This is a genomic window from Nocardia sp. NBC_00565 (assembly GCF_036345915.1).
Lineage (GTDB): Bacteria > Actinomycetota > Actinomycetes > Mycobacteriales > Mycobacteriaceae > Nocardia.
The window spans coordinates 4,904,600-4,930,545 of record NZ_CP107785.1 but is presented as its reverse complement, the minus strand read 5'-3'; the positions used below and the strand labels follow the sequence as shown (position 1 = coordinate 4,930,545).

The window sequence follows — 25,946 nt, the reverse complement described above, 5'->3', positions numbered from 1 at the left end:
TTCTCTAATCCCATTCGTAGGTTCCGTCGAGCAGCGCCTCCAGGCTTGCTCGGTGCATCACGTAGTCGTCGCGATCGGGAGTGTCGGTGTCCTCGCCGAAATGGATCATCCGGCGCTTGACCCTGGCCATCACGATCGCGTGCCGCAGCGCGGAATAGACGATGTAGAAGTCGAGATCGCGGACCGTATATCCGGTGATCTCTTCGTATTTCGCGACGACCGCATCGCGGCGCAGGAAGTCCGGCAGCCCGGGCTGATCGAATCGGGTGGCGAGGTCCTGGAAGAAACGGTGGATGAAGATGAGCCAGGCGATATCCAGCTCGCGCGGGCCGAGTCCGGCCATCTCCCAGTCGAGTACGCCGACCGGGGTGAAGCCGTCGTACAGGACGTTGCCGGGTCGTGAGTCGCCCCAGCTGAGCACATCGGGGCCGGGATCGGTGGGCCAGTGCGCGTCGAGCCAGTCGAAGGTCCGCTCGATCAGCGGGATCGGGTAGCCGTCATCGGCCAACGCCCAGCGGTACCAGTCGCGATGCCACTCGACATGCCTGCGCAGCGCCTGACCCGGGCCGTCCAGCATCGGGAATCGTGCTGCCGGGTCGGGGATTTCGTGCACTTTCGCGAGTACCTCGACGGTCTTCGCGGTCAGCTCCGCGCGTTGCTCGGGAGTCGCGTCGAAGAGCCAGCCGATGAACACATAGGGCGGATTGTCCGCCGGCACCCGGCCATCGATTCGCCGCATGACGAAAAACTTTGTGCCGAGCGGCTTCTCGTCGGTCTCCAGCCAGTACAGTTGCGGCACGGGCACATCGGAGGCGGCCGCGACCCCGGCCATGATCCGGTATTGCAACTCCAGATCGTAGTTTTCGAAGACCGGAAACGAATCCGCCTCCGGGGTCATCCTGGCCACGAACGAACCGCGCTCGGTTCGCCCGTCCACGCTCCATTCGGCGTCGAACAGCACCGTCGGACTCGACATCCCCGCGCCCTGCGGCCGCGACAGTGCCGAGATCGTCGGCGGGCGGTCCGCGGCGACCTTATCGCCCAGCCACCGGGACAGATCCTCGGCGAGCGTGTCGAGGTCCCGCGCGCTGACGGTCAGCTGTCGCCGCGCGGTGGGATCGGGATCATCGGCCATTCTTTGTCCTCCTGACGCATGTGCCTGCCGCGACTGTAACGCGTTCTAGTCGGCGCCTACCGCAAAAATTCGAAGAAATCGAGCGACCCTCACTGGGTGACATTCGGGCTTGACAGCCGTCGTGGTGGTGCTGGCACGTACTCCGAAGGGAGGTCGGGGTCATCCCTGCGACGGAGCCCGGTCATCGAGTGGGCGGGACGGCAGTTCTTCGGCTATTTCGCTGCGGCAGGTCGATCTGCACAGCTTCCCGCTGCGCAGCCGTGGCTTCAACTGGGTGCAGGACTACCCGGCGTTCTGATGTCGATGGGGCTCGGGATAGCCGAGCCCCGTCGACAATTCGGCCTCAGCCGATGGTTATCGCGTCCAGCCTGGTACGCAGGAACTCCGCCGACACCACCGGCCCGAGCCCGCGCACCCGGCCGATCGGCGGCTCCAACGGGGTGACGACGGCGTCGTGGTCGAGCTCGTAGAAATAGATCAGCGATACCAGATCCTCTTCCGGCGCCTCCGATTGCGGCGGCAGCACCCGGTGCCTGCCCGACGGCCAGCGCTCGCCGCTCCAATAGGCAAGCAGGTCACCGATATTCACGGTCAGCGCGGCCGGGTCATAGGGCGCGTCGGCCCAGCCCGCTTCCTCGGTGAACACCTGCAGCCCGCCTGCGCCGGGCTCGCGGTCCAGCACGGTGACGGTGCCGAAGTCGGTGTGCGGACCGATGCGGAATTGGCCCGGTTCAGGTGCGCCGACCACGGTCAGCGGCGGGTAGTGGTTGATATTGCAGGTCCACGTCGGACGCCCGGCGAGACCTTGGAAAGGATTGGCGGGCAACTGAAGCGCGGCGGCGAACAGCGCGAGCAGCTCGTCGGACAGGGTACGCATGGCGGTGGTGTAGGCGGTCATCAGCTCGCGCAGCTCGAGCACCTCTTCGGGCCAGACGTTCGGCAGGAACCAGACGTCGTCGACCGACGGATCGCCGGTGCGGGTGTCCGCGCCGACGGCGTAGGTCTCCTTGAGATCGGGTGGGGTCTCGGTGCCCTCGGCATATCCGTTGGCCTCCTTGCCCGGACCGATCCAGCCGCGACCGCCGACGGTGACGGCATAACGTTCCTTCACCTCATCCGGCAGCGCGAAGAACCGGCGGGCGGCCGCACGCACCCGTGCGGGCAGTTCCGCCGGTATGCCGTGCCCGTAGACCAGCAGGAATCCGGCGCGCCGCAATCCCTCGTCCACGTCGCGTTCGACCTGCGCCGCGGCCGGTCCGCCCGCCCGCCATCGCGCCAGGTCGATCGAAGTAATCGCAGTCATGCTTCGGTCCTCTCGGCGACGCCGATGTCCTCGTTCCAGAGCGCGGGCTGCTCGGCGATGAACTCGGTCATCAGGTCGATACAGCGCTGGTCCTCGAGCACAGTGACCGCGACGCCGTTTTCGGCGAGCCAATCGTGTCCGCCGTGGAAGGTCCGCGATTCCCCGATTATGACCGCGCCGATGCCGAACTGGCGCACCAGCCCGCTGCAGTACCAGCACGGCGACAGCGTCGTCACCATGATGGTCGAGCCGTAGTCGCGGCGGCGGCCCGCATTGCGGAACGCATCGGTTTCGGCGTGGATGCTGGGATCGCCGGACTGCACGCGCCGATTGTGGCCGCGCCCGAGCAGCGTGCCGTCGGCCGCGAACAGGGCCGCGCCGATCGGGACTCCGCCCTCCGCCAGGCCGCGCAGTGCCTCGTCGTAAGCCACCTCTAGCAGTTGCCGTGCCGGTATCGCCTGCGTCATGGCTCCAACATCCAGGAAGGAGGTGGCCACCGCAACGTACAGTTCGTCCGCTCGGATCGAGACTCGGGGTGACAAGATGACCGTATGCTGCCCACCGTTCGCGAGCTACTCGCCGACCAGTTCAGCGCGGCCGATCCGCTCGTTCTCGCTGGTCGCAGCCGGTTGGGGCGGTCGGTGCGCTGGGTGCACTCCAGTGAGATCTACGAGATCAGCCCGTTGCTGTCCGGCGGTGAACTGCTGCTCACCACCGGGCTGGGCCTGGCGGGCGTCGATGCCGGGACGCGGCGGCATTACCTGCGTGAGATCGCGGGTCGCGGCGTCTCCGGGGTGGCATTCGAGTTGGGCCGCACCTTCGATGCCATGCCGCCGGACATGGTGGAGGAGGCCTCGCGCAATGGACTGCCGTTGATCGCGCTGCGCACCGTGGTGCCGTTCATCGATCTGTGTCGCGCCGCCAATACCGAGATCGTGTCCCGCGAGGTGTCGGCGCTGCGGTTGCTCAATGATCTCGCGCGCGATGTCATTAAGGAGCTGGCCGCGGGCAATGGATTGGCGCATCTGCTCGCCAGGATCGGCGCGGTCACCGGGTGTGCGTTGATCGTGACCAGTGGGAATGGCGCTTTGATCGCGGCGCACGGTGTGGACGACGACCGGTCGGCCTGGGCCGCGGTCGAATCGGCCGTCGCGTCCGCGCCGATCCGTGCGCGGGACAACAATTGGGGAACGCTCACCGCGGGACCGGGATCCGTACTAGACGATGTCATACTCGCCGAGGTGCTGGCGCAGTCTGCACCGAGTCTCGGTGTGGCGCTGACGAATTCGGGTGCGCAGACGGGGCGTCCGCAGCTGGCGGCGTTGACGCTGCTGGCGGATCTGTTGGACGGTAAGCCGATTCGGCAGGCGGATCTGAAGGTGCGGGCCGCGGCGGCCGGGCTGCCCGCGCTATCAGGGCGCACATTGATCCCGGTCGCGATCGACGCTCCCGACGCGCGTATCGCCGCCCGCCTCTTGGACACTGTGGCAAAGGAACTCGGTCGACCCGGGCTCGTCGCGGAGGTTCATGCCACGACGTATGGGGTGCTCGCGGCCGAGCAATCCGGAGCCGATCCGGTTGGTGAGACGGTGCGGGTGCTGCGAAAGTCGTTCGCCAACAACACTGTTGAGGGGGTGACCATTGTCGTCGGTGATCCGTGCGATTTCACGTCATCCGCACTTACCGGCTCGCTGGAAGCCACCCGCTCAGCGCTGCGGCTGGCCACCCGGCATCGCCGGGATTGGTTGGCGGGGACGCCGATTTCGACGTGCCGGGAGTTGGCTACGGAACTGGTGGTCGAATCGCTGCCGGAATCCGAACGAACCCGCCTGATCGCCACCACCATCGCACCCCTGATCGCCTGGGACACAACCCATCACAGCAACCTGTCGCGGACGCTCGAGGTCTACCTCCGCCACGGTGGCAGCCCGACCCGCTGTGCCACGGCCCTGCACATCGGCCGCCAATCGCTCTACCAACGTCTGGACCGCATCCGCGATCTACTGGGCTATGACCCTGGCGCGCCCGCATTGGCCGGAACCTTGCTGCTCGCCCTCTGTGCACACCGACTCGCCGCCACGACCTGACACGCGGTCGTTGACCGGAAATCCCTAGCAATCCATCAGATTTCGTCGGTGGGCTGCCGTACTGTGATGCCACCTCTCTTCGAGGGGCGGAGGACTCGGTCCTACTCCGCGCCCAGAAGGGAGGTGGTGGGGTTGGCGAAACATCGCCGGAAAAAGAGCAAGGCCCCGGTCGACTACGGCATCGTCTTGGCAAATGCTGCCGTGATCGCCGGGGCTCTCGTGCTGGTCCGCTGGTTGCGGGCTAACCAACCCACCAGGTGGGGCGTCCCACCGCCCAGCATCACTCGCGTGACAGCTCGACTGTACGGCCTGTGCCCTATCAGGTCCACTGAATCGGCGATGGTCGCCCCGCGTCCGGCCCCCGACGCGGTCACTCCGTGGACACGGCGACCGGATCATCGGCGGAGCTACGCGGGCGCGCGAGCAGCAAATAGGCGGCTCCGGAGATCAGGAACCCGACGAAGAAGGTGATGTCGCCCAACTCCGGAAGCCGGCGCACCGCATACCCGGTGAACTTCGCCTGGTTCGAGAACAGCAGCAGCGAAACCACCAGCCCGATCAGGAATGCCGCCACGCCACCCCAATTGGTGTAGGAGCGGTTGTACAGCAGACCGCCCAGCTTGTGTCCGCGTCGCAGATATTGGTCGGCGAACATGACGCCCAGCCACGGCCCGATCCAGTACGCGACGATCAGCAGGAACGCCTCATAGGTGGCGGCGGCATCGGGCAGCGCCCACCACGCGACCAAGAACCCGATTGCGCCGAAACCGATCGACACCACCGCCCGCTGGGTGCGCAGCGGCAACTTCACGCCGATGGTCACGAAAGCCATTGCCCCCGAATACACATTGAGCGCATTGGCGGCGACCGCACCGATCGCGATGGCCAACAGCGTCAGATCGGCGAGCACCTCGGGAAGATTCGCGGTGAAGATATCGGTGGGACTCCCCGTCACCGTGCTGGCAATGGTCGCCGAGGCGGCACCGAGCACCGAAAGCCACAGGCACGAGACGAACAGCCCGGCGGCGGCGTAACCACCGGTCGCGGCCTTCGACACCGTGGCGGGCAGGTAGCGAGAATAGTCCGCCGCGTACGGATTCCAGCCGCCCGCGTACCCGAATGCGGTACCAACGGTCAGCAGGAAACCGCCCAGACCGCCGACGCCGCCCGATGGTGCGGCCGCACCGAGATCGGCTTTGGTGAAGATCACGACCGTCACGATCAGGAACACCACGGCCAGCACCGGAAAAACGATCCGCTCGAACGCGTGCACCAGATTGTGCCCGAAAACCGCAAAACCGGTCTGCGCCACCACGATCAGCACCAGCGCCGCCAACTTCGGCATCCCCGTCAATGTGCTCAGCGCGAACGCGCCGCTGACGCTATTGGTTGCGAACCAGCCGACACCGCACATGATCGACATGAACGCCGCGGGCAGCGCATTGCCGTGATAGCCGAATGCCGTGCGGCCCAATACCATTTGCGGCACACCGAACAGCGGGCCGCGCGCGGACAGCACGTAGTGCGGCGCCGCGCCGAGGCCGACGCCGACGGCGAGTCCGAGTCCGGCCTGCCAGAAGTTCATGCCGAAGGCGGTCACCGACAGCACGCCGATGAAGATGGTGGCGAACTCCAGGTTCGGTGAGGTCCAGGTCCAGAAGAGTTGGCGCGGGGTGCCGTGCCGCGCGTCGTCGGGGATGTATTCGTTGCCGCCCGGTTCCACCGCGATGACGCGATCGGCGTATTCGGACGCCAGCGGCGTGTCATCGGTCAATGCCATCCCTGAACACTGGTTGCTGGCGGCGTTCGCAACAACCGACGAACCGTACGTCAGTGCGTGCTGCGCTACGGACAGTTCGTCGCGTCAGTGCACCGTGCTGGTCTGGTTGCTCCAGTTCGGCGACGAGGCGAGGAATGCGCCGGTGCCCGCGACGAAGGCGTTCCTGGCGGCGACGTCGCCGCGCAGCTCGGCCAGCAACCATGCAGTCGGGTAGCCGAGGTAGCCGTAGACGCCGGTGGTACAGGGGAAGGAGGCCTGTGCGCAGTCCGGCTGCCCCTGAACGTCGTTGTGGTTCGGCCCGTTCAGCGTGCCCCATGCCTTCGGGACTGTCGCCGGAGTCGCCTCGTAGTACGCCCGATCCGATTGCAGTCCGCTCAACTGCCACGGCAGCAGCTGCTCCGACGGTGAGATGGGCACATCCGCTGAGCCGTTCACGAAGAACACCGAACCCGAAGTCAGGCTGCGGGTGTCGACACAGTTGGACGAGCACAAGACCTGCGCGGGTAATTCGAACGGAATCGCGGTCTTGATCGCCCCGGCCGATGCGATCATCGCGTTCAAAACGCCTGTCGCGCCTTGTGAATGCCCCAGCGCGCCGACCGCCGCAGCATCCAGTTTGCCGTAGAAGACGCTGGACGGATCGCGCGCACGCTCCAGCAGATAAGTCAGCGACGACAGAATGTCGGCACCCGACCCGGTCTGCTGGTTCTCCGTCGCGACCACGACGAAGCCCCACGACGCCAAATGCCGCAGCAGATAGCCGTATTGGCTCGGCACCGCATCGGAGCCATCGCCCCAGACCACGATCGGATGCCGCGACCCACCCAGATCGCTCGGGTACCAGATGTCGTACTTCGCTCCGGTCGAGTCACAACACCCGAACCCGAGTTCCTCGGTGACCGCCCACGGCCCCGGCTGGAAGTAGGTCGACTCGACGCCGGTTGCGGGCACATACGGCGCCGGATTCGCTTGCGCGGCACCGCCTGTCGCAACTACACCGATCAACGCCACCGATACCGCCGCACGAACGATCCGACCCCAGCCCTTCATGCGCCGAAGTATAGGGACCGGGAAACGTCAGAGGCAGAGACCACCGAGCGCACGATCGTCGCCGTCGCATCAACGGCCACAGGTCGGGCGGTCCATTGTGATAGCCAGTCGAGATACCGTTCTCAGTGGACCGGGTGCGGCCCGCCGTTCATCGTGCCCGGTCGCCCGCGTCGCGACGGGGTGTTCGGCGACTTCGGCGGCGGGTGATTGCCGCGGTCGGCAGCCCAGGACGTAGGCTCGAACATTGTGCCGAACACGTCAGTACCCACCGATGAACAGCCAATGGGCGACCCGAACTACCTGGTCGGGCTAGATCTCGATGGGCGACGTGTGGTCGTGGTCGGGGGCGGGACGGTGGCACAGCGCAGGCTCGGCCTGCTGATCGCCTCCGGTGCGGATGTGCATGTGGTCAGCCGGGAGGTGACTCCGGCCGTGGAGGGGATGGCCGCGTCGGGGCAACTCGCTGTGACGTTGCGCGCCTATGCCGATGGCGATCTCGATGGGGCCTGGTACGCGATCGCGTGCACCGACGAACCCGAGACCAATGCCGCGGTGGTCGAGGAGGCCACCCGGCGGCGGATCTTCTGTGTCCGGGCCGACGTGGCCAGGCTCGGTACCGCCGTCACCCCGGCGACGGCCCGCTACGACGGCCTCACGCTCGGTGTGCTGGCCGGTGGTCAGCACCGGCGGTCCGCGGCGGTGCGCAACGCACTGCTCGAGGCGCTGCAATCGGGTGTGGTGACCGATGATTCGACGCCGATCACGCCGGGGGTCGCGCTGGTCGGCGGCGGGCCCGGCGATCCGGATCTGATCACCGTGCGCGGTCGCCGCCTGCTGGGGCGCGCGAATCTCGTTGTCGCCGACCGGCTCGCACCGCCGGAATTACTGGCCGAACTCGGACCCGATGTCGAGGTGATCGATGCGGCCAAGATTCCGTACGGGCGCGCGATGGCGCAGGAGGCGATCAATACCGCGCTGGTCGAGGGCGCGAAGGCGGGCAAGTTCGTGGTGCGGCTCAAGGGCGGTGACCCCTACGTGTTCGGCCGTGGCTACGAGGAGCTCGAGGCTTGCGTGGAGGCGGGGGTCCCGGTGACCGTGGTGCCCGGCATCACCAGTCCCATCTCCGTCCCCGCCGCCGCGGGCATCCCGGTGACCCATCGCGGCGTCACCCATGAATTCGTGGTGGTCAGCGGCCATGTCGCCCCCGATCACCCGGATTCCCTCGTCGACTGGCCCGCGCTGGCCCGCCTGCGCGGCACCATCGTGCTGATGATGGCGGTGGAGCGCATCGAACAGTTCGCGACCGCCCTCATCGATGGCGGTCGCCCCGTCGACACCCCGGCCACGGTCATCCAGGAAGGCACCCTGCGCACCCAGCGGGTCCTGCGCGCCGAACTCGGCACCGTCGCCGCCCGCGTCCGCGAAGCGGGCATTCGCCCACCCGCGATCGTCGTGATCGGCCCGACCGCGGGCTTCTCGGTCGCGCCGCAAGCCGTGTCCCACTGACCGGTAGCGCCGTCCATGTCAAGCGTCCAGTTCTGTTACTGATCGCCGAGCCTGGTCGATTTCGACCGGGCGGGTAGCAGGCGCGCACCACCGAAACCACGCGCTAGCTGGTACTTCGGCAACTCGAAGCCGGGCACTGGAACATGTCACAAGATCCAGTGACATTTGCTATGACTCGGCGAATCGCGGCCGCGCGGCCGGGGTGGCGGATTCCGGATCAATTACAGTGGCTCACCGTGCTCGATAAACCTGCTGCGGCGATGCAGTATCCAGTGACGCAGCGGGCCTTCGGGCTCGCGATTCTCGTACTGAGCGGGCTCCAGCTGATGGTTGTGCTCGACGGCACGGTGGTGATCTTCGCCTTGCCGCGGTTGCAGCAGGAGATGGGGATGTCCAGCGCGGGGGCCGCGTGGACGGTGACCTCCTACGGGTTGACCTTTGCCGGGCTGATGCTGCTCGGCGGGCGACTGGGCGATGCCTTCGGACGCAAGCGGATGCTGATCGTGGGTGTCGCGCTGTTCACCGTCGCCTCGCTGCTGTGTGGCCTGGCACAGGGGCAGGCCATGCTGATCGCGGCGCGTGCGGTGCAGGGCGCGGGCGCGGCGATCGCGGCGCCGACGGCATTCGCCCTGGTGGCAACCACTTTCGCGCCCGGGAAGGCGCGCAATCAGGCGATCGCGATCGTCGGCTCGATGGTCGGTATCGGATCCGTCGGCGGGCTGGTGGTCGGTGGTGCGCTGACCCAGCTGTCCTGGCGCTGGATCTTCCTGATCAATGTGCCGATCGGCGCGCTGATCATCCTCGGCGCGCTGTCGCAACTCGCGGATACCGAACACCACCGCTCTCCGCTCGATGTGCGCGGTGCGGTGCTGGGCACGGTGGCCTGTGCCGCCATCGTGTTCGGTGCCACCGAGGGACCGGAAATGGGGTGGACCAGTCCGATCATCATCGGCGCGCTGGTGGCTGGTGCGGTGCTGCTCATCGTCTTCGTGGTGGTGGAACGCACGGTCGATGATCCGCTGCTGCCGTGGTCGCTGTTCGACAGCGGCGATCGGGTCGCGACCTTCCTGTTGATCTTCCTGGCCGGTGGCGTGCTCGGCGCGATGACCTTCTTCGTCGCGCAGTTCCTGCAAAACGTGCTCGGCTACGGTCCGCTGGTCGCGGGTATCGCCTCGATTCCGTTCACCGTGGGGATCGGCATCGGTGGCGCACTCGCCTCCAAGGCGGCGCTGATCATCGCACCGCGCTGGCTGCTGTGCAGCTCGGCCTTCGTGCTGTCCGCCGGGTTGCTGGTCGGATCGCAGTTCGATGGCGGGGTGAACTACCTGACGACCCTGCTGCCGCTGTTGATCGTGATCGGCTTCGGTGTCGGTGTGGCGATGGTGCTCGCGCCGCTGTGCGTGCTCGTCGATGTGCCGCCGTCCGATATCGGCCCGCTCTCGGCGGTGGGGCAGATGTTCATGAACCTGGCTACGCCGGTGTTCATCGGTCTGCTCACCCCGATCGCAACCTCGCGCACGATGTCGCTGGGCGGTCGGGCCGGGAAGGCGGCGGATATGAACGAGGTCGAGATCTTCGCGTTGGGCAGCGGGTACACGCTGGTGCTCGCGGTCTGCTCGCTCGTCGCGGTGGCGGCGGGCTTCATCGCGCTGGTGTTGCGCTTCACGCCCGAACAGCTGGCGCATGCCCAGCATGCGCAAGAGGAAGCGCAGCAGACGGGGCCGATGCCGGTGCTCCGTACCCAGCAGACCGGGCCCATGCCGGTGATCCGGTCCGAATACTGGAGGTGAGCGTGCCCGATAAGCCCTCTGCAACGCCGTCATATCCGGTGACGCAGCGGGCCTTCGGGCTCGCCATCCTCGTGCTGAGCGGCCTGCAGTTGATGGTCGTGCTCGACGGCACCGTGGTGATCCTCGCATTGCCCCGGCTCCAGGACGAACTGAATCTGTCGAGTTCCGGCAGCGCCTGGATGGTCACCGCCTACGGTCTGCCATTCGCCGGGTTGATGCTGCTCGGCGGCCGGATCGGCGACTGCTTCGGCCGCAAGCGCATGTTCATCGTGGGGGTCGCGCTGTTCACGGTGGCCTCGCTACTGTGCGGGCTCGCGCAGAACGAGGGGATGCTGATCGCGGCCCGCGCCATCCAGGGCACCGGTGCGGCGCTCGCGGCCCCGACCGCACTCGCCTTGGTGGCGAGCACTTTCGCGCCCGGCAAGGTGCGCAATCAAGCGATCGCGATCTTCGGTTCGATGATGGCGGTCGGCTCGGTCGGCGGATTGGTGATCGGCGGTGCGCTCACCCAGGTGAGCTGGCGGTGGATCTTCCTGATCAATGTGCCGATCGGCGCGCTGATCCTGTTCGGGGCGGTGGTCCGGCTCCGCGACACCACCCACCATCGACTATCCCTGGACGCGCGCGGGGCCGTACTCGGCACCCTCGCCTGCGCGGCACTGGTGTTCGGTGCGACCGAAGGGCCCGAATTCGGTTGGGACAGCCCGATCATCATCGGTTCGATCGTCGCGGGTCTGGTGTTGTTGATCGTCTTCGTCTTCGCCGAACGATGGGTGGACAATCCACTACTACCCTGGTCGCTGTTCGATCAACGCGATCGGGTGGCGACCTTCGGCGCGATCTTCCTGGCCAGCGGAGTGCTCGCCGCGTCAACCTATTTCGCCGGTCTATTCGTCCAGAACGTCGTCGGCTACGATCCGCTGATCGCCGGAGTCGCCTTCATCCCGTTCACCATCGGCGCCGGTATCGGCACCGCGCTGGCGTCGAAACTGGCGATGACGGTCGCGCCGCGCTGGTTGTTGAGCGGCGCCGCGGCGATCATGGTGGGCGGATTGCTGTTCGGCTCGACGCTGGATCGGGGCGTCCAGTATCTGCCGACCCTGCTGGTGCTGTTCGTCGTCATCGGTTTCGGCATCGGCGTGGCCGTGGTGATGGTCCCGCTGTGCGTGCTGGTGGGCGTCGCGCCGGAGCATATCGGCCCGCTCTCCGCGATCGGCCAGATGTTCATGAACTTGGGCACGCCCGTCGCGATCGGTCTGCTCGCACCGGTCGCCGCCTCGCGCACACTGTCGCTCGGCGGTCGCATCGGTAAACCCGCGGGCATGACACCGGCCGAGCTGGACGCACTCGGAAGTGGTTACACGCTGGTACTTTTCGTCACCGCCATCGCTGCGCTGCTGGTCGGCCTGGTGGCGCTGACGTTGCGATACACCGCCGCCGAGGTCGGCCAGGCGCAGCACGCGCGCGAAGAGGCCGAGCAGGGGTGAACCCGCCCGGCCGTCGGTTCACAGCCGGCCCGCTACCTTGCGTGGGGTCACTCGCACGATCACGCGCGGTCCGTCGTTGACGGAGGCGGGGTTGAATTCGACGTAGGGCAGCCCGTGGTAGTGGTTCGACAGCTCGTTCGGGAGTGTCTTGTCCGGATCGGGCGTCAGGGTGGCCGTGCCGCGAATCTCCGCGTACACGTACGGCTGTTCGGGCGGGTTGATCATCACCGTGATCCGCGGGTCACGGGCGAGGTTCTTGCCCTGCTGCCGGTCCACTGTCGTGGAGAACAGCAGGTCCTCGCCGTCGCGTTTGAGCCAGATAACGGTCAGGTGCGGTTGCCCGTTCGGTCCGATCGTGGCCGCGGTCGCGTACACCTTCGATTCGTCCAGGTACTTCTTCAATTCATCGGAAAGCACAGCACTGGTCATGCGCAGGTGAAACGCCCGGCCGATCAAGAGCATTCCCGGTTGCGCGAGGTCAGTCCACGTACCCGTCGGCAATCGTCAGCGCGTGGTCGAGGATGGCCAGGCCTTCCTTCGTCTGCGCCTCGTCGATGATGCAGGGCGGAACCACATGCAGCCGGTTGAAGTTGACGAACAGGAGCAGGCCCGCGGCCTTCGCGGCGGCGACCGTTTCGGTCATCGCCGCACTGGTGCCGCCGTAGGGGGCGAGGGGTTCGCGGGTTTGCTTGTCCCGCACGAGTTCCAACGCCCAGAACACGCCCGCACCGCGCACGTCACCGATGCTGGGGTGGCGTTCGGCGAGTTCGCGCAGTCCGGGACCGAGGACCTGGGTACCGATTTCGGCGGCGTTCTCGACGATGCGTTCGTCGCGCATCGCGGTGATGGTGGCGGCCGCGGCCGCCGTCGCCAGCGGATGACCCGAATAGGTCAGTCCGCCCGGATACGGCCGATCGTCGAAGGTCGCGGCGATGGCCGGACTGATGGCGACGCCGCCGAGCGGCACATAACCGGAGTTCACGCCCTTGGCGAAGGTCAGCAGATCGGGGACCACACCCTCGAAATGCTCGATCGCGAACCACTTTCCGGTCCGGCCGAAGCCCGCCATCACCTCATCGGCAATGAAAATGATGCCGTATTTGTCGCACAGCGCCCGGACGCCCGCCATATACCCGGGCGGCGGCACCATGATTCCCGCTGTGCCAGGGATGGATTCGAGGATGATGGCCGCGATCGTGGTCGGGCCCTCGAACACGATGGTCTGCTCGAGATGCGCCAAAGCGCGCTCGGCTTCCTCGGTTTCGGTACTCGCGTGGAATTGCGAGCGGTAGCGGAACGGGCCGAAGAAGTGGACGACGCCGCTGTTGCCGTGGTCATTGGGCCAGCGCCGCGGGTCGCCGGTGAGATTGATCGCGGTCTCGGTGCCGCCGTGGTAGGAGCGGTAGCGCGCGAGCACCTTGTAGCGGCCGGTGTGCAGGCGCGCCATGCGAACCGCGTGCTCGACCGCTTCGGCGCCGCCATTGGTGAAGAAGATCTTGTTCAGCTCACCCGGGGTCCGCTCGGCAATGAGCCGGGCGGCCTCGGAGCGGGCGTCGTTGACGTGCTGCGGCGCGACGGTGCACAGTTTGGCCGCCTGCTCCTGCACCGCGGCAACGACTTTCGGATGCTGATGGCCGATATTGGTGTTCACCAGCTGCGAGGAGAAATCGAGCAGGCGGTTGCCGTCACCGTCCCACACAAAGCAGCCCTGGCTCGCGGTGATCGTCATCGGCTGGAGGTGCGCCTGTGCGGACCAGGAGTGGAATACGTGGCGGCGGTCGAGCTCGTAGGCGCGGGCCGCGGCCTGGCGCGCATCGTCCGGTGTCAATCCATTCGGGAGGGTCATCGGCGAGTTCTCCTGCGTGACTCGTGATTACTTGTTCTGGGGGAAGCCGAGCTCGAGCCCGCCGTGGCTGGGATCGAGCCAACGCGAGGTGACCGCCTTGCCCCGAGTGAAGAAGTGCACGCCCTCGGTGCCGTGCGCATGCGAATCGCCGAACAGCGAATTCTTCCAGCCACCGAAGCTGTAGTAGGCCATCGGAACCGGAATCGGCACATTGATGCCGACCATGCCGACCTCCACCTCATTGTGGAAGCGCCGGGCCGCGCCGCCGTCGTTGGTGAAGATCGCGGTGCCGTTGCCATAAGGATTCGAGTTGATCAGCGCGAGTGCCTCGTCATAGCTCTCGACGCGCACGACCGACAGCACCGGACCGAAGATTTCGTCGGTGTAGACGCTCATCTCGGTGCCGACGTGATCGAGAATCGTTGGCCCGAGCCAGAAACCGTCCGCCTCGCCGTCGGCCTGGATGCCGCGCCCATCGAGAACGACACTGGCACCGGCGGATTCGCCCGCAGCGATGTAGGCGGCGACGCGATCACGGTGTTCGCGGGTCACCAACGGGCCCATATCGGTGTCGCGGGTGCCGTCACCGGTCTTGATGGTCTGGGCGCGCTCGGTGATCTTGGCGACCAGTTCGTCGCCGACCGTGCCGACGGCGAGTACCACGCTGATCGCCATGCAACGCTCGCCCGCGGAGCCGAAGCCGGCGTTCACGGCGGCGTCGGCGGCCAGGTTCAGGTCGGCATCGGGCAGGACCAGCATGTGGTTCTTCGCGCCGCCGAGCGCCTGTACCCGCTTACCGTTGGCGGTGCCGCGCTGGTAGACGTACTTCGCGATGGGCGTCGAACCGACGAATGAGACGGCCTTGATATTCGGATTGTCCAGCAGTTCGTCGACGGCGACCTTATCGCCCTGCAGCACATTGAAAACCCCTGCGGGCAAACCTGCTTCGTGCCACAGCTCGGCCAGCCACAGCGCCGCCGACGGATCCTTCTCACTCGGCTTGAGCACCACGGTATTTCCGGCAGCGATCGCGATCGGGAAGAACCACATCGGCACCATGGCCGGGAAGTTGAACGGCGAGATCACCGCGACCGGGCCCAGCGGCTGGCGGATCGAGAAGATATCGACCTTCGTCGAGGCGTTCTCGGTGAATCCGCCCTTGATCAGATGTGGCACCCCACAGGCGAATTCGACCACCTCGAGGCCGCGGGTCACCTCACCGAGGGCATCGGAGTGCACCTTGCCGTGTTCGGCGGTGATCAGCTTGGCCAGTTCTTCCTTGCGCTCGTTGAGCAGTTCGCGGAACCGGAACAGGATCTGTGTGCGGCGTGCCAGCGAGGTATCGCGCCAGTCCGGGAATGCCGCCTTGGCCGATTCGATCACCGCCCTGGCGTCCTCGACATCGGCCAGCGCGACCTGTCCGGTCACCACCCCGGTCGCCGGATTCGTCACCGGCGCGGTCGCCGCGCTGGTGCCAGGGAAGGCCTTGCCGTCGAGCCAGTGCGCGATTGTCTGCATATCTCCTCGATTCGATCCGTGATCGTCGTTGGGTCGCGGGTGCCGCCGGGATGCTGTTGTGGTCCTAACTCTGCACCACGGATCCGCAGTATTGGTCCGACGATCTGTACGCGATTTCGGATTTCGTATTACGATTCGTCGGATGTTGCTCTCCGTTGCCGATGTGCTGGCGATGCCGGTGGTGCGCGCGGGGGAGCCGCAGGTCGTCGGTGGGGGATCGCTGGATCGGCCGGTGCGCTGGGTGCACGTCAGTGACCTGCCCGACGTCGCCGAGTTGCTGGTGGGTGGGGAGCTGATGCTGACCACCGGATCGGCGTTGGCCGGTAGCAGCGAATCGACGGTCGCCTATTTGACCTCGCTGGCCGCGGCCGGGGTGGCCGGGCTGGTCGTCGAGCTCGGCGCGGTCGTGCCGGAGTTGCCGCAGGTCGTCGCAGAGACGGCCGACGCACTCGGATTGCCGGTGATCGCGCTGCGGCGTGTCACCCGGTTCGTGGAGATCACCGAGGCGGTGCACCGGGTGATCGTGGCCGATCAATACGCGGAACTGGAGTTCGCGCGCACGGTGCACGAGACGTTCACCGAGTTGAGTGTGCGCCGGGCCTCGCTGGCCGAGATCGTCAAGACGGCCGCGGGCATGCTCGATGCCTCGGTGGTACTCGAGGATCTGGCCCACCGGGTACTGGCGCTGACCGCCCGGCACACCACCACCTCGGCGATCCTGGAGAACTGGGAGACCACCTCGCGACTGCTGCCCGACAGCGAGGATGTGGTCGCGGTGGGCCCGCACACCCAGCGGTGGGGCCGGCTCATCCTGCGCTCGAGCCGGGTCCCGACGCCGCGGGCGCGGATGGTGCTCGAGCGCGCCGCCCAGACGCTGACACTGCACCGGATGATCGACAAGGACCGCTTCGGTCTGCACCGGCAGGCGCAGACCGGACTCATCGACGATATGGTCAACGGCCGGGTGCTCGACGAGCGCGACGCGCAGGCCAGGGCGGCGGCGCTGGGTCTTTTGACACGTCGGGTGAACTATGTGCCGCTCGCGATCGACGTAGCCGCGCACGCCGAATCCGATCAGGTCGCCAGGCAGCGTCGCAGCGCGGGCGTGTCGGACGCGGTGACACATGGTCTCGGCCTGGCGAAGGCGACCGCGTTGACCGCCGCCGACCACGGCGATCGGGTCAGCATGGTGCTCGCGGTCGGGCGCAGTGCCGATCTCGAGGACACCCTGCGTGCGGTGTGTTCGGCGATCACGGCGGAGGTGCGGCGGGTGGACGGGGTGCATCGCGTAGTGATCGGCATTGGCGCCGAGGCGGATTCGCTGCTGGATACCGCGCGCGAGTTGGCGCACGCGGCGCACGTCGCGGAGGTTGCGCTCTCGCTGGAGCCGTCGATGCCGCGGCCCTTCTATCGCAGCGGCGATGTCCGGCTGCGCGGCCTACTCTCGCTGATCCGCAATGAGCCCGGTGTGCAGAGCTTCGCCGAGACGGAGCTGAGTGCGTTGCTGCGCTACGACATTCGGCACGCCGCCGATCTGACGCACACATTGCGGCAGTTCCTCGATGTCGCGGGCAACAAGACCGAACTCGCCAAGCGGCTCAATATCAGCAGACCGACCCTCTACGACCGGCTGGCCCGCATCGAGCGGATCCTCGACGTCGACCTCGAGGACGGCGAATCCCGCACCTCGTTGCATACCGCGCTGCTCATCCGCGACCTGTCCGCGAACGCCGAGAAACTGTAGGGCGGGGAGAACCCGAGGGCCTAGCCTGCCCTCGGGTTCCGGTATGCCACCCAATTCGCGCACCGGATCGGTGAGATCGGATCAAACTCACCGCGACGCGTCCTACGTTTGGACCATCCCCGCAGGTGGCGCGGAGAACGGGGGTTGAACCCACACCTCGTCGCTCCAATCCACCGGTGCGGCTCGGCCGGCGGTTCCGCCGTCCACCGCCATGAAAATGCCTGTCAGCAAGGCGATCCAGCTTCCTATCGGTGGAAAATGCGAATGGGACCATCCGGACCTAAGATACGCAGCGTCCATGCAGCACAAGTGTCCATGCAGCACATCGGATCAGTTCTTGAAGAGTGCTCGGCGGTTGCTCGCCGTCGTTGGTCGAAGGGAGCCAAGTTGGCCAGATACGCACACTTCGTCGGTAGCCTGCCCCGGGAGCTCATGACGAGCGACCTCGCGGTCTTGCAATGGTTTGCGGACCACAGTGCGGGTTGGCCGTTGACCGCGGTGCCACGCGACCTGGACTCGGATTGGGTAGTCGATTACCTGCGTAGCCGCGAAAAACATGACGACGCCTTCGAAGTCGTCAGCGCGGGTGATTTCGCCGACTACAGCGACATGCGCAGCTATGGTGTGCGGCCCGGCTGCACGCTCGAGCCGCATCATGTGTCGATGGGCCGGGCCGAGCGGATCGGTGAGATCGTATCCGAATTCGAGTCGCTACAGCGCAGCCGTCCAGAGCTGGTCGGTACGAGAGTTCAAATCAGCCAACCCAACCCGTTGGATCTCGCCTTGTTCGTCTTCGCCGGCGCGGCGGTCTCCCTTGGCCTCCCCGTGGGGCAGGCACTTCGCCACTGCAATGTGGTTATCGCGGCGCTTCGGCATCTGCCCGTATTCGTCGAAGCTGTGCTGCAGGAGATGACTGAGGTGACATCTCAGTACGGCGACCGCATTGTGTGGCAGGTGGAGTCGCCTATCGCAACGCTCGGCATGGTCAAAGCAGAGCAGCTGCGTGCGCAGCGAGTGCTAGCTCCCCTACTGGCCCGGCAGCTGGCCGGCTTCCTCATCCGTACCCATGAGATCGGTGCGGCGACCATACTGCACCTGTGCTATGGCGATTATCAGCACAAGAATCTGCTGACCCCGCACACTCTCGCGCCGACGGTGAATCTGCTCAATCGCACTGCGCGGCTGATGAGGAAACGCGGAGTACCGTTGCCTGCAGTGCATATTCCCTGCGCCTATGGCGCCGATCCGGCCCCGTTGAATCCGAAGTTCTATACCCCCTTGCGACGGTTGGACCCAGACTGGCAGTTGATCGCCGGCGTCGTCTCCCCAGATGATGTCGACGACAGCATCCATGCCTTGGCCCTGTTCGAACAAGCGTCGGGTCGCACCGGGTACGGCGTGGCCACCGCCTGCGGACTCGGCCGCCGCACTGTCGAAGACGCTCGGCTGGCCGCGGCAGCCACCATCACGACAGCCCGCGCCGGGCAGCACGACGACGACCAGATTTCTCCGAACACCTCGTCATCGATGTAAGTCGTTTGTGGCGGGCGTCGCTTCGGCGATACGCCGCGGCCCTCCCGTTCTGGGAGCACGGTGCGGCCCCAGCCGACACCGACAAGGTTCGCGCCGCACTCGCGGCGGCCACGCGCTAGCGGACTGCCTCGGTATTGGGCTGCCCACATAACCGTGGAGTTATGCACAGGGTGCGAGTTGTCCACAATTCGCGGGTTGGGGCTTTCGGCGGGGTGGGGTTGCTGGGCAGCATCGAGGTGTGGACTTACCTCGAACTATTTCCCGGCAGGCGGCGCTGGAAGCTGGATTCACCGGGCGTGAGCTGAGTAGGCGACCGTGGCAGCGGGTGTGCCGCGGGCGGTATGTGAGCGCACTCGATATCGGCGAAATGAGTTCTACGCAAAGGCATCTAGTGCTGACCGGTGCTGTTGCCGCCGGCTCCAGCTCGGCTGCCGTCGTCAGTCACATCTCTGCGGCTGTCGTGCACGACCTGCCGGTGTGGTCTATTCCGCTGGCGCGGGTGCATTTGACCCGCAATCGGAGAACCGGGGCACGCACGGGTACCCGGGTCATGATGCACGCCGCCTCCATCGAGTCGGACGAGGTGGTGCGGATCGGCGATCTGCGGGTGACGACGGTGGCGCGCACAATCGTCGACCTGGCCAGGACCGTGCCGTTCGAACAAGCTGTCGTGGTCGGTGACGCCGCAATGCGCCTGAGGCGAACTACCCGTGCCGAACTGGCGGAGCAGCTGGTGCGGGCGAACGGCCGACCGGGTTGTCCGGCCGCGCGCCGCGTGATCGAGTTCCTCGACGGCCGCGCCGAGAGCCCCGGTGAATCGCGAAGCCGGGTCGTCTTGCGCAACGCCGGGCTGCCCGCACCCGAGCTCCAGTCGACCATCCTGGACATCAATGGCGGATACGTCGCCCGAGTCGACTTCCTGTTCCCGACCCTGGGCGTCATCGGCGAATTCGACGGAATGGTCAAGTACCGCAACAACTCCCACGGTTCGCCCGAATCGATCGTGATCGCCGAAAAGCGCCGCGAGGACGCCTTGCGCGCCCTCGGCTGGACCATCGTCCGCTGGACCTGGCCCGACCTGGACACCCCGGCCAGCTGGCTCACCCGCCTGGCCCGATCCGCCGCCGTCGCCCACCGCACCCGCCGAGCCGGCACCTGGCACCCCGCCGCCCGCATCTGAGCCGCACCCCAAGCCACTTCCACGTGGTCAACAAGGCGGCCTCTGTTCGGCATGCATTGGGTCTGCGCCCGCATCGGTAGGTCAGGTGGTAATGATGAGGAGTTCGGTAGGGGAGGCTATTTCGGTGCGCAGGCCGGAGTTCGAGGCTATGCGGGCTACGGCACGGATGTCGGTGGGGTCGGCGCGGGTGAGGACGAGGGCGCGGGCGAGTAGGCCCTTGTGATGTTTGTTGAAGTGGCTGACTACGGTTCGGGTGCCGTCGGGGTGTTCGGTGAGGACGTTGGCGGTGATGGCGTCGGGGACGCGGCCGAGCTGCTGGTAGGTGCCCGAGCGGAGATCGATGACGAGTTCGTCGGCGGCCTCGGCGGCCAGGGCGTCGGGCAGGACATCGCGCCAGAGGGCCGAAAGGGTGGGCAGGCCGGGGAGTTTGGAGCCGCCGGAGAGCCGATAGGCGGGAATGATGTCGTCGGCGCGCACGGCGCCGAACAGCGCGGAGCCGATGGCCAGGCGGGCGTAGGCCTTGGCGCGCTGGACCTTGGTGAACGAGCGGGCGTCGAGCGCGTCATAGAGGACGCCGGTGTAGCGCTCCAGCGCGGGCCGGGTAGCCGAGGTGCGCAAGCTCGCATTGCGCGCGATCTCACTATCGGCCCCCTTCCCGAGGCCGAGGACGGTACGCGATGCCGCCGGATCGGCGGCCAGTTTGACGACCTCGTCGATGAGCCGGTCGCGCACCGCTGTGAGCTGCGGCATCGCCAGCGACTCGAGCTCTAGCGGTGAGTCGGTTCCACCGTCGGACTTGGTTTCGGAAGGAGGCAGCAGCACCAGCACGAGCGGATACGGTAATGCGTTGCAGACATCGTCCGGCCAGCGACTACCCTGTGGTTCCGTGATCACCCGCCTCTCCCACCTGTTCCTGCGTACCCTGCGTGACGATCCCGCCGACGCCGAGGTGCCCAGTCACAAACTCCTCGTCCGCGCCGGCTACGTGCGGCGTATCGCCCCGGGCGTGTACTCGTGGCTGCCGCTCGGTCTGCGGGTGCTGCGGCGGGTCGAGGAGGTCGTGCGCGAAGAGATGAACGCCATCGGCGCGCAGGAGATCTCGTTGCCCGCGCTGCTGCCGCGCGATCCGTACGAGACCACCAATCGGTGGACCGAATACGGCGACGGCCTGTTCCGGCTCAAGGACCGCAAGGGTGCGGACTACTTGCTCGGACCAACCCACGAGGAGCTCTTCGCGCTCACCGTGAAGGGGGAATACAACTCGTACAAGGATCTTCCGGTCACGCTGTACCAGATCCAGACCAAATACCGCGACGAGGAGCGTCCGCGCGCGGGCATCCTGCGCGGGCGCGAGTTCATCATGAAGGACTCCTACTCCTTCGATCTCGACGAGGACGGGCTGAAGGCCAGCTACAACGCGCACCGCGAGGCCTACCAGCGCATCTTCAACCGGCTCAACGTCAAGTACGTGATCGTCGCGGCCACCTCCGGCGCGATGGGCGGCAGTGCCTCGGAGGAGTTCCTCGCGGACAGCCCGGTCGGTGAGGACACCTACGTGCGCTGCGTGGAGTCCGGATACGCCGCGAATGTGGAAGCGGTGGTCACGCCCGCGCCCGCACCACTGCCGATCGAGGGGCGGCCCGCGGCGGTGGTGCACGACACCCCGAACACCCCGACCATCGCGACCCTGGTCGACTGGGCCAACGGCGCGGGCATCGCCGAACAGTTCGGCCGCCCCGTCACCGCGGCCGACACCCTGAAGAACATCATGGTGAAGCTGCGCCACCCCGACGGCAAGACCGAACTGCTTGCCGTCGGCATTCCGGGCGACCGCGAGGTCGACGATAAGCGCCTCGGCGCCTCGGTCGAACCCGCCGAGGTGGAGTTGCTCACCGAGGCCGATTTCGCCGAGAACCCGTTCTTGGTGAAGGGCTACATCGGCCCGAAGGCGCTGCAGGCCAACGGCGTTCGCTATCTGGTCGACCCGCGCATCGGCACCGGTACCAGCTGGATCACCGGCGCGGACGAGCCGGGCAAGCATGTCGTCGGCCTGGTCGCCGGCCGCGACTTCACCCCCGACGGCACCATCGAGGCCGCCGAGGTGCGCGATGGCGATCCCTCGCCCGATGGCCGCGGTGCCCTGGTTTCCGCCCGCGGCATCGAGATCGGCCATATCTTCCAGCTCGGCCAGAAGTACACCAACGCGTTCGACGTCGATGTGCTCGGCGAGAACGGCAAGCCGGTGCGCCTCACCATGGGCTCCTACGGCGTCGGCGTCTCCCGTATGGTCGCGGTGATCGCCGAGCAGCAGCACGATGAGAAGGGCCTGCGCTGGCCCGCCGAGGTCGCCCCGTTCGATGTGCACGTGGTGATCGCGAACAAGGACGAATCGTCCCGCGAGGGTGGCGAAGAGGTTGCCGCACTGCTGGATTCGGCCGGACTCGATGTGGTGCTCGATGACCGCAAGGCCTCGCCCGGCGTGAAGTTCAAGGACTCCGAACTGATCGGCGTCCCACTGGTCGTGGTAGTCGGCCGCGGTTGGGCCGACGGCAAGGTCGAGATCCGCGACCGCTTCACCGGCGAATCCACCGAGGTCCCAGCCGATTCGGTGGTGGAATCGGTGCTCGCACAGGTGCGCGGCGGGCGGTAAGTCCTGTGATGGTTGCGGATGGGGCGCCGCCGTTACGACGCCCCATCCTGGGGGACCTACCTAGCCCTCCACAACCTGACCAATGAGTAAGGACCCGGCGACTGCGGCAACGCTGATAGCGACAGCAGCCCAGTCGACGGGGTCGGGGCGCGTGGTGTGGTAACCCCGGGACGTGCCACCTGTCGTCTCCCGGCCCTACGGTTCCGTAGGCATTATTCGCCGCTTCGGTATTCCTGGACCCGCTCCACGCTGCTGTTACCCGCTGGTAAGTTAGCGGCATGACGAGCACCGACGCGTTGTTGTTCAACCCCGCCACCTACGATCCGCAGCATTTCGACGCCGAGACGCGGCGGCTGCTGAAGGCGACCATCGCGTGGTTCGAAGCGCGGGGGAAGCGGCAGTTGCTGGCCGATGACGCCGATGCGGCGTGGGTGTCGGAGTTTCTCGAGTTCGTCAAGAAGGAGAAACTGTTCGCGACCTTCCTGACGCCCGCCGCCTATGCCGACGGCGACGAGAACCGGCGCTGGGACGCGGCCCGCAATGCGGCGCTGTCGGAGATCTTCGGGTTCTACGGACTCGCGTATTGGTACGCCGAGCAGGTCACCATCCTGGGCCTGGGCCCGATCTGGCAGAGCGACAATGCGGCCGCCAAGCAGCGCGCCGCCGCCGATCTCGCCGATGGCCAGGTGATGGCGTTCGGTCTGTCCGAGCGTGACCACGGCGCCGACATCTACAACACCGACCTGGTCCTGACACCGACCGAGCCGGGCAGCGCCGATGCCGCGGCCGGAATCCTGTTCCGCGCCAATGGCGTCAAGTACTACATCGGCAACGGCAATGTCGCGAGCATGGTGTCGGTCTTCTCGCGCCGCGCCGATATCGAGGGCGCAGACGGCTACATCTGGTTCGCCGCCGACAGCCGTCACGACAACTACGAGCTCATCGATAACGTCATCCACGGTCAGCTCTACGTCAGCACCTTCGCGTTGCACGACTACCCGGTGACCGCCGCCGACATTCTGTCCACCGGTCCCGAGGCCTTCTCCGCCGCGCTGAACACCGTCAATGTCGGCAAGTTCAATCTGTGCCACGGCAGCATCGGCATGGTCGAGCACTCGTTCTACGAGGCCATCACGCATTCGAACAACCGCATCCTCTACGGCAACCCCGTCACCGACTTTCCGCATGTGCGGACGAACTTCGTCGATGCCTACGCCCGTATCACCGCGATGAAGCTGTTCAGCGACCGCGCCGTCGACTACTTCCGCACCGCGAGCCTCGAGGACCGCCGCTACCTGCTGTTCAACCCGATGACCAAGTCCAAGGTGACCTCCGAGGGCGAGATCGTCATGACGCTGCTGCTGGATGTGCTGGCGGCCAAGGGATTCGAGAAGAACACCTACTTCGCCCAGGTCGCGCGCTACATCGGCACGCTGCCGCGGCTCGAGGGCACCGTCCACGTCAATGTCGGCCAGATCCTGAAGTTCATGCCGAACTACCTGTTCACCCCGAAGGACTACCCGGAGGTCGGCACCCGGCTCGACGCGGCCGACGACGAGTTCTTCTTCCACCAGGGCCCGGCCCGCGGTGCGGGCAAGGTGCAGTTCGCCGACTGGACCCCGGTCTACGACAAGCACACCGACGTGCCGAACGTGGCCCGCTTCTACGAGCAGGCCCAAGCGCTGCGCACCCTGTTGACCACGGCCGCTCCCGACGCCGACCAGCAGAAGGATCTGGACTTCATGCTGACCATCGGCCACCTGTTCTCCCTGGTGGTCTACGGCCAGCTGATCCTGGAGCAGGCCGCGATCACCGGTCTGGACCGCGACGTACTCGACCAGATCTTCGACTTCCAGATCCGCGACTTCAACGGCTACGCCACCACCCTCTACGGCAAACCCTCCGCGACCCCCGGCCAGCAGGCCTGGGCCGCCTCGTCCCTGCGCCCGCCGGTCACCGACCGCGACCGCTTCGACCGCGTCTGGACCCGGGTCGCCTCCTACGACGGCGCCTACGAAATGCGCCCGTAGCCACCACAGTTCGAATCGGCCGCCCCCACTCAGGGGCGGCCGATCCGATACCGCCCGCCCGGCCGAATCCCCGCACCTTTTGCCGGCCTTCGCACGCACTGTGGATGCCTATAAGGGTGCGAAGGCCGACAGCCGGGTTGGGTCAGGCCTTGCCGGGGAAGGGGACGGTAGGCGGGTTGGCGCCGAGGATGGACTGCCAGGCGGCCAGGCGGAGGGCGCATTCGGTGAGGGCGTCGATGCCCGTGCGGCGGGTCGGTTGACTGTCGGCGCGTTCGACCACCGAGCGCCAGGCGACCGCGGTATCGGTTTCGACGGTGGCGGCCAGGCGCGCCGCGTCGATCGGGCCGGTCACCGGGAACGGGACCGTGTAGGCGGCGTCCGGTGGTGGTGCGCTGACGCCCGCCGCGGTCAGGGCGTCGATGGTGGTGTCACGGCGAGCGCGATGGGCGGCGGTGTCCTGCGCGACCAAGCGAGTGCGTTCGGCGGCGGCGTAGGCCGCGATCACGCCGTAGGCGTACACCGCCGCGTACTCGGCGCGCAGCGCGTCGAGCAGGGCTTGGCGTTCGGTTTCGGTCATGCCAGCAATACCCCCGCTTGGGCGGCGCACGATGCGCTGATCGAGGCCAACAGGCCTGCCCGATAACCGGATTGGGTGCGGGCGAGGTCACCGGCGGACTGCTGGGACTTGGCGAGCCGCGCGCGCAGCTCATCGACGCTCGGCGGCGCAGTGGGCGGCACCGCCGTGCCCGATGCCGCGGGGGAGGGCCCCGAGGCGGGCGTGGCGCGGTCGCGGGTGCGGTGAATCGGGGTGGTGCCGTCGCCGTAAACGCCGATCACCCGGTTGATTTCGGCGCGTAGCGCGTCGGCGTGTGCGGTGCGTTCGCCGGCGATCGCGGTCAGCGCGGCGTGCTGCTGCGGTGCCAACGCGATCGCGGCGGTCGCGGCCGCGGCGTCGGCACGCGCCAGGACCTCCTGTGCGGCAAGGGGATCGGGTTCGTATACCGTTTTGTCCGTACAACCGGAAACCGCGCCGATGGTTAGCGCACCCACCGTTGTGCCGCCTGCCAGCCGCAATGCGGTCCGGCGGTCGACGATATTCGGTCGACCGACACCAACGTCGCGGTGCTGGGAGGGGTGCCGGTCGATGGGGATGCCGGAAGTGCACCCGGCACGCGGCGGGGCGGGAAGGCGGATGGGCACGGCACCATCGTGCCAGATTCGCGCGGCGCCGCCGACCAGGCGCCTACCGCACGGTCGGTGCGGCACCCGCCGCATCGCCTGGCGGGCGCGTGGCCAGGAAACTTGCT

The 25,946-nt window shown here is 66.9% G+C and carries 20 protein-coding genes; 9 read left to right on the top strand and 11 right to left on the bottom strand.

What is annotated here, in order from left to right; genetic code table 11:
• Positions 1-4: 4 nt before the first annotated feature.
• The 3 genes from OG874_RS23170 to OG874_RS23160 form a co-directional block, all read right to left on the bottom strand.
• The gene (locus OG874_RS23170; RefSeq protein ID WP_330249249.1) at positions 5-1,135 is read right to left on the bottom strand and encodes a phosphotransferase family protein; all 1,131 of its coding nucleotides are present in this window, start codon (positions 1,133-1,135) and stop codon (positions 5-7) included.
• A 343-nt stretch (positions 1,136-1,478) separates the two neighbouring features.
• The gene (locus tag OG874_RS23165) at positions 1,479-2,438 is read right to left on the bottom strand and encodes an isopenicillin N synthase family dioxygenase (protein WP_330249248.1); all 960 of its coding nucleotides are present in this window, start codon (positions 2,436-2,438) and stop codon (positions 1,479-1,481) included.
• The gene (locus OG874_RS23160; protein ID WP_330249247.1) at positions 2,435-2,905 is read right to left on the bottom strand and encodes a nucleoside deaminase; all 471 of its coding nucleotides are present in this window, start codon (positions 2,903-2,905) and stop codon (positions 2,435-2,437) included. Before OG874_RS23160 ends, OG874_RS23165 begins: the two co-directional genes overlap by 4 nt.
• A gap of 84 nt (positions 2,906-2,989) precedes the next feature.
• Here OG874_RS23160 and OG874_RS23155 point away from each other — a divergent pair, with 84 nt between their 5' ends.
• Positions 2,990-4,525 carry a PucR family transcriptional regulator gene (locus tag OG874_RS23155; protein ID WP_330249246.1) on the top strand — a complete coding sequence of 512 codons (1,536 nt, stop codon included), beginning with the start codon at positions 2,990-2,992 and terminating at the stop codon, positions 4,523-4,525.
• A 370-nt stretch (positions 4,526-4,895) separates the two neighbouring features.
• Here OG874_RS23155 and OG874_RS23150 read toward each other — a convergent pair whose 3' ends face one another.
• Together OG874_RS23150 and OG874_RS23145 are read right to left on the bottom strand one after the other, a co-directional pair.
• Entirely contained in the window at positions 4,896-6,305 is a 1,410-nt protein-coding gene (locus OG874_RS23150; RefSeq protein ID WP_330249245.1) for a purine-cytosine permease family protein, read from the bottom strand.
• 84 nt (positions 6,306-6,389) lie between these two features.
• Positions 6,390-7,355 carry a poly(ethylene terephthalate) hydrolase family protein gene (locus OG874_RS23145; protein WP_330249244.1) on the bottom strand — a complete coding sequence of 322 codons (966 nt, stop codon included), beginning with the start codon at positions 7,353-7,355 and terminating at the stop codon, positions 6,390-6,392.
• A gap of 282 nt (positions 7,356-7,637) precedes the next feature.
• On the opposite strand from OG874_RS23145, the gene cobA reads away from it, so the two are divergent.
• The 3 genes from cobA (at position 7,638) to OG874_RS23130 (ending at position 12,138) form a co-directional block, all read left to right on the top strand.
• Positions 7,638-8,861 carry a uroporphyrinogen-III C-methyltransferase gene (cobA, locus tag OG874_RS23140; RefSeq protein WP_330257377.1) on the top strand — a complete coding sequence of 408 codons (1,224 nt, stop codon included), beginning with the start codon at positions 7,638-7,640 and terminating at the stop codon, positions 8,859-8,861.
• Between the two features lie 260 nt (positions 8,862-9,121).
• Positions 9,122-10,651 carry an MFS transporter gene (locus OG874_RS23135; protein ID WP_330257376.1) on the top strand — a complete coding sequence of 510 codons (1,530 nt, stop codon included), beginning with the start codon at positions 9,122-9,124 and terminating at the stop codon, positions 10,649-10,651.
• 2 nt (positions 10,652-10,653) lie between these two features.
• Complete coding sequence (locus OG874_RS23130; RefSeq protein ID WP_330249243.1) at positions 10,654-12,138, top strand: MFS transporter; 1,485 nt, start codon at positions 10,654-10,656, stop codon at positions 12,136-12,138.
• Between the two features lie 18 nt (positions 12,139-12,156).
• On the opposite strand, the gene OG874_RS23125 is transcribed toward OG874_RS23130, so the two are convergent.
• From OG874_RS23125 to OG874_RS23115, 3 genes are read right to left on the bottom strand one after another with little or no spacing between them, the layout of a single operon-like run.
• Positions 12,157-12,567, bottom strand: coding sequence for a PPOX class F420-dependent oxidoreductase (locus OG874_RS23125; protein ID WP_330249242.1), 411 nt, complete (start codon positions 12,565-12,567; stop codon positions 12,157-12,159).
• A gap of 49 nt (positions 12,568-12,616) precedes the next feature.
• The gene (locus tag OG874_RS23120; protein WP_330249241.1) at positions 12,617-13,984 is read right to left on the bottom strand and encodes an aspartate aminotransferase family protein; all 1,368 of its coding nucleotides are present in this window, start codon (positions 13,982-13,984) and stop codon (positions 12,617-12,619) included.
• A 27-nt stretch (positions 13,985-14,011) separates the two neighbouring features.
• Complete coding sequence (locus tag OG874_RS23115) at positions 14,012-15,502, bottom strand: CoA-acylating methylmalonate-semialdehyde dehydrogenase (RefSeq protein WP_330249240.1); 1,491 nt, start codon at positions 15,500-15,502, stop codon at positions 14,012-14,014.
• A 142-nt stretch (positions 15,503-15,644) separates the two neighbouring features.
• Here OG874_RS23115 and OG874_RS23110 point away from each other — a divergent pair, with 142 nt between their 5' ends.
• From OG874_RS23110 to OG874_RS23100, 3 genes are all read left to right on the top strand, one after another.
• Positions 15,645-17,246: a PucR family transcriptional regulator gene (locus OG874_RS23110; protein ID WP_330249239.1), complete on the top strand. Its 1,602-nt coding sequence runs from the start codon at positions 15,645-15,647 to the stop codon at positions 17,244-17,246.
• A 144-nt stretch (positions 17,247-17,390) separates the two neighbouring features.
• The gene (locus tag OG874_RS23105) at positions 17,391-18,779 is read left to right on the top strand and encodes a hypothetical protein (protein ID WP_330249238.1); all 1,389 of its coding nucleotides are present in this window, start codon (positions 17,391-17,393) and stop codon (positions 18,777-18,779) included.
• A 238-nt stretch (positions 18,780-19,017) separates the two neighbouring features.
• The gene (locus tag OG874_RS23100) at positions 19,018-19,959 is read left to right on the top strand and encodes a hypothetical protein (RefSeq protein ID WP_330249237.1); all 942 of its coding nucleotides are present in this window, start codon (positions 19,018-19,020) and stop codon (positions 19,957-19,959) included.
• An 81-nt stretch (positions 19,960-20,040) separates the two neighbouring features.
• Here OG874_RS23100 and yaaA read toward each other — a convergent pair whose 3' ends face one another.
• Positions 20,041-20,787 carry a peroxide stress protein YaaA gene (gene yaaA, locus OG874_RS23095; protein ID WP_330257375.1) on the bottom strand — a complete coding sequence of 249 codons (747 nt, stop codon included), beginning with the start codon at positions 20,785-20,787 and terminating at the stop codon, positions 20,041-20,043.
• 58 nt (positions 20,788-20,845) lie between these two features.
• Between yaaA and OG874_RS23090 the strand changes: the two genes are divergently transcribed.
• Both OG874_RS23090 and OG874_RS23085 read left to right on the top strand, forming a co-directional pair.
• A complete protein-coding gene (locus OG874_RS23090; RefSeq protein ID WP_330249236.1) occupies positions 20,846-22,609 on the top strand; it encodes a proline--tRNA ligase in 1,764 nt (587 codons plus the stop codon).
• A gap of 278 nt (positions 22,610-22,887) precedes the next feature.
• Positions 22,888-24,639 carry an acyl-CoA dehydrogenase family protein gene (locus OG874_RS23085; RefSeq protein ID WP_330249235.1) on the top strand — a complete coding sequence of 584 codons (1,752 nt, stop codon included), beginning with the start codon at positions 22,888-22,890 and terminating at the stop codon, positions 24,637-24,639.
• A gap of 142 nt (positions 24,640-24,781) precedes the next feature.
• Here OG874_RS23085 and OG874_RS23080 read toward each other — a convergent pair whose 3' ends face one another.
• Together OG874_RS23080 and OG874_RS23075 are read right to left on the bottom strand one after the other, a co-directional pair.
• On the bottom strand, positions 24,782-25,216 hold the full coding sequence (locus OG874_RS23080) for a ferritin-like domain-containing protein (RefSeq protein WP_330249234.1): 435 nt from the start codon (positions 25,214-25,216) through the stop codon (positions 24,782-24,784).
• Positions 25,213-25,839, bottom strand: a complete 627-nt coding sequence (locus tag OG874_RS23075) for a hypothetical protein (protein ID WP_330249233.1) — start codon at positions 25,837-25,839, stop codon at positions 25,213-25,215. The genes OG874_RS23080 and OG874_RS23075 overlap by 4 nt, the downstream gene beginning before the upstream one ends.
• Positions 25,840-25,946: the final 107 nt, after the last annotated feature.

Excerpts from the sequence above, each read along its gene's own strand:
- OG874_RS23170 (WP_330249249.1), bottom strand. The coding sequence starts at position 1,135 with ATGGCCGATGATCCCGATCCCACCGCGCGGCGACAGCTGACCGTCAGC.
- OG874_RS23165 (WP_330249248.1), bottom strand. The coding sequence starts at position 2,438 with ATGACTGCGATTACTTCGATCGACCTGGCGCGATGGCGGGCGGGCGGA.
- OG874_RS23160 (WP_330249247.1), bottom strand. The coding sequence starts at position 2,905 with ATGACGCAGGCGATACCGGCACGGCAACTGCTAGAGGTGGCTTACGAC.
- OG874_RS23155 (WP_330249246.1), top strand. The coding sequence starts at position 2,990 with ATGCTGCCCACCGTTCGCGAGCTACTCGCCGACCAGTTCAGCGCGGCC.
- OG874_RS23150 (WP_330249245.1), bottom strand. The coding sequence starts at position 6,305 with ATGGCATTGACCGATGACACGCCGCTGGCGTCCGAATACGCCGATCGC.
- OG874_RS23145 (WP_330249244.1), bottom strand. The coding sequence starts at position 7,355 with ATGAAGGGCTGGGGTCGGATCGTTCGTGCGGCGGTATCGGTGGCGTTG.
- cobA (WP_330257377.1), top strand. The coding sequence starts at position 7,638 with ATGGGCGACCCGAACTACCTGGTCGGGCTAGATCTCGATGGGCGACGT.
- OG874_RS23135 (WP_330257376.1), top strand. The coding sequence starts at position 9,122 with ATGCAGTATCCAGTGACGCAGCGGGCCTTCGGGCTCGCGATTCTCGTA.
- OG874_RS23125 (WP_330249242.1), bottom strand. The coding sequence starts at position 12,567 with ATGACCAGTGCTGTGCTTTCCGATGAATTGAAGAAGTACCTGGACGAA.
- OG874_RS23120 (WP_330249241.1), bottom strand. The coding sequence starts at position 13,984 with ATGACCCTCCCGAATGGATTGACACCGGACGATGCGCGCCAGGCCGCG.
- OG874_RS23115 (WP_330249240.1), bottom strand. The coding sequence starts at position 15,502 with ATGCAGACAATCGCGCACTGGCTCGACGGCAAGGCCTTCCCTGGCACC.
- OG874_RS23110 (WP_330249239.1), top strand. The coding sequence starts at position 15,645 with ATGTTGCTCTCCGTTGCCGATGTGCTGGCGATGCCGGTGGTGCGCGCG.
- OG874_RS23085 (WP_330249235.1), top strand. The coding sequence starts at position 22,888 with ATGACGAGCACCGACGCGTTGTTGTTCAACCCCGCCACCTACGATCCG.
- OG874_RS23080 (WP_330249234.1), bottom strand. The coding sequence starts at position 25,216 with ATGACCGAAACCGAACGCCAAGCCCTGCTCGACGCGCTGCGCGCCGAG.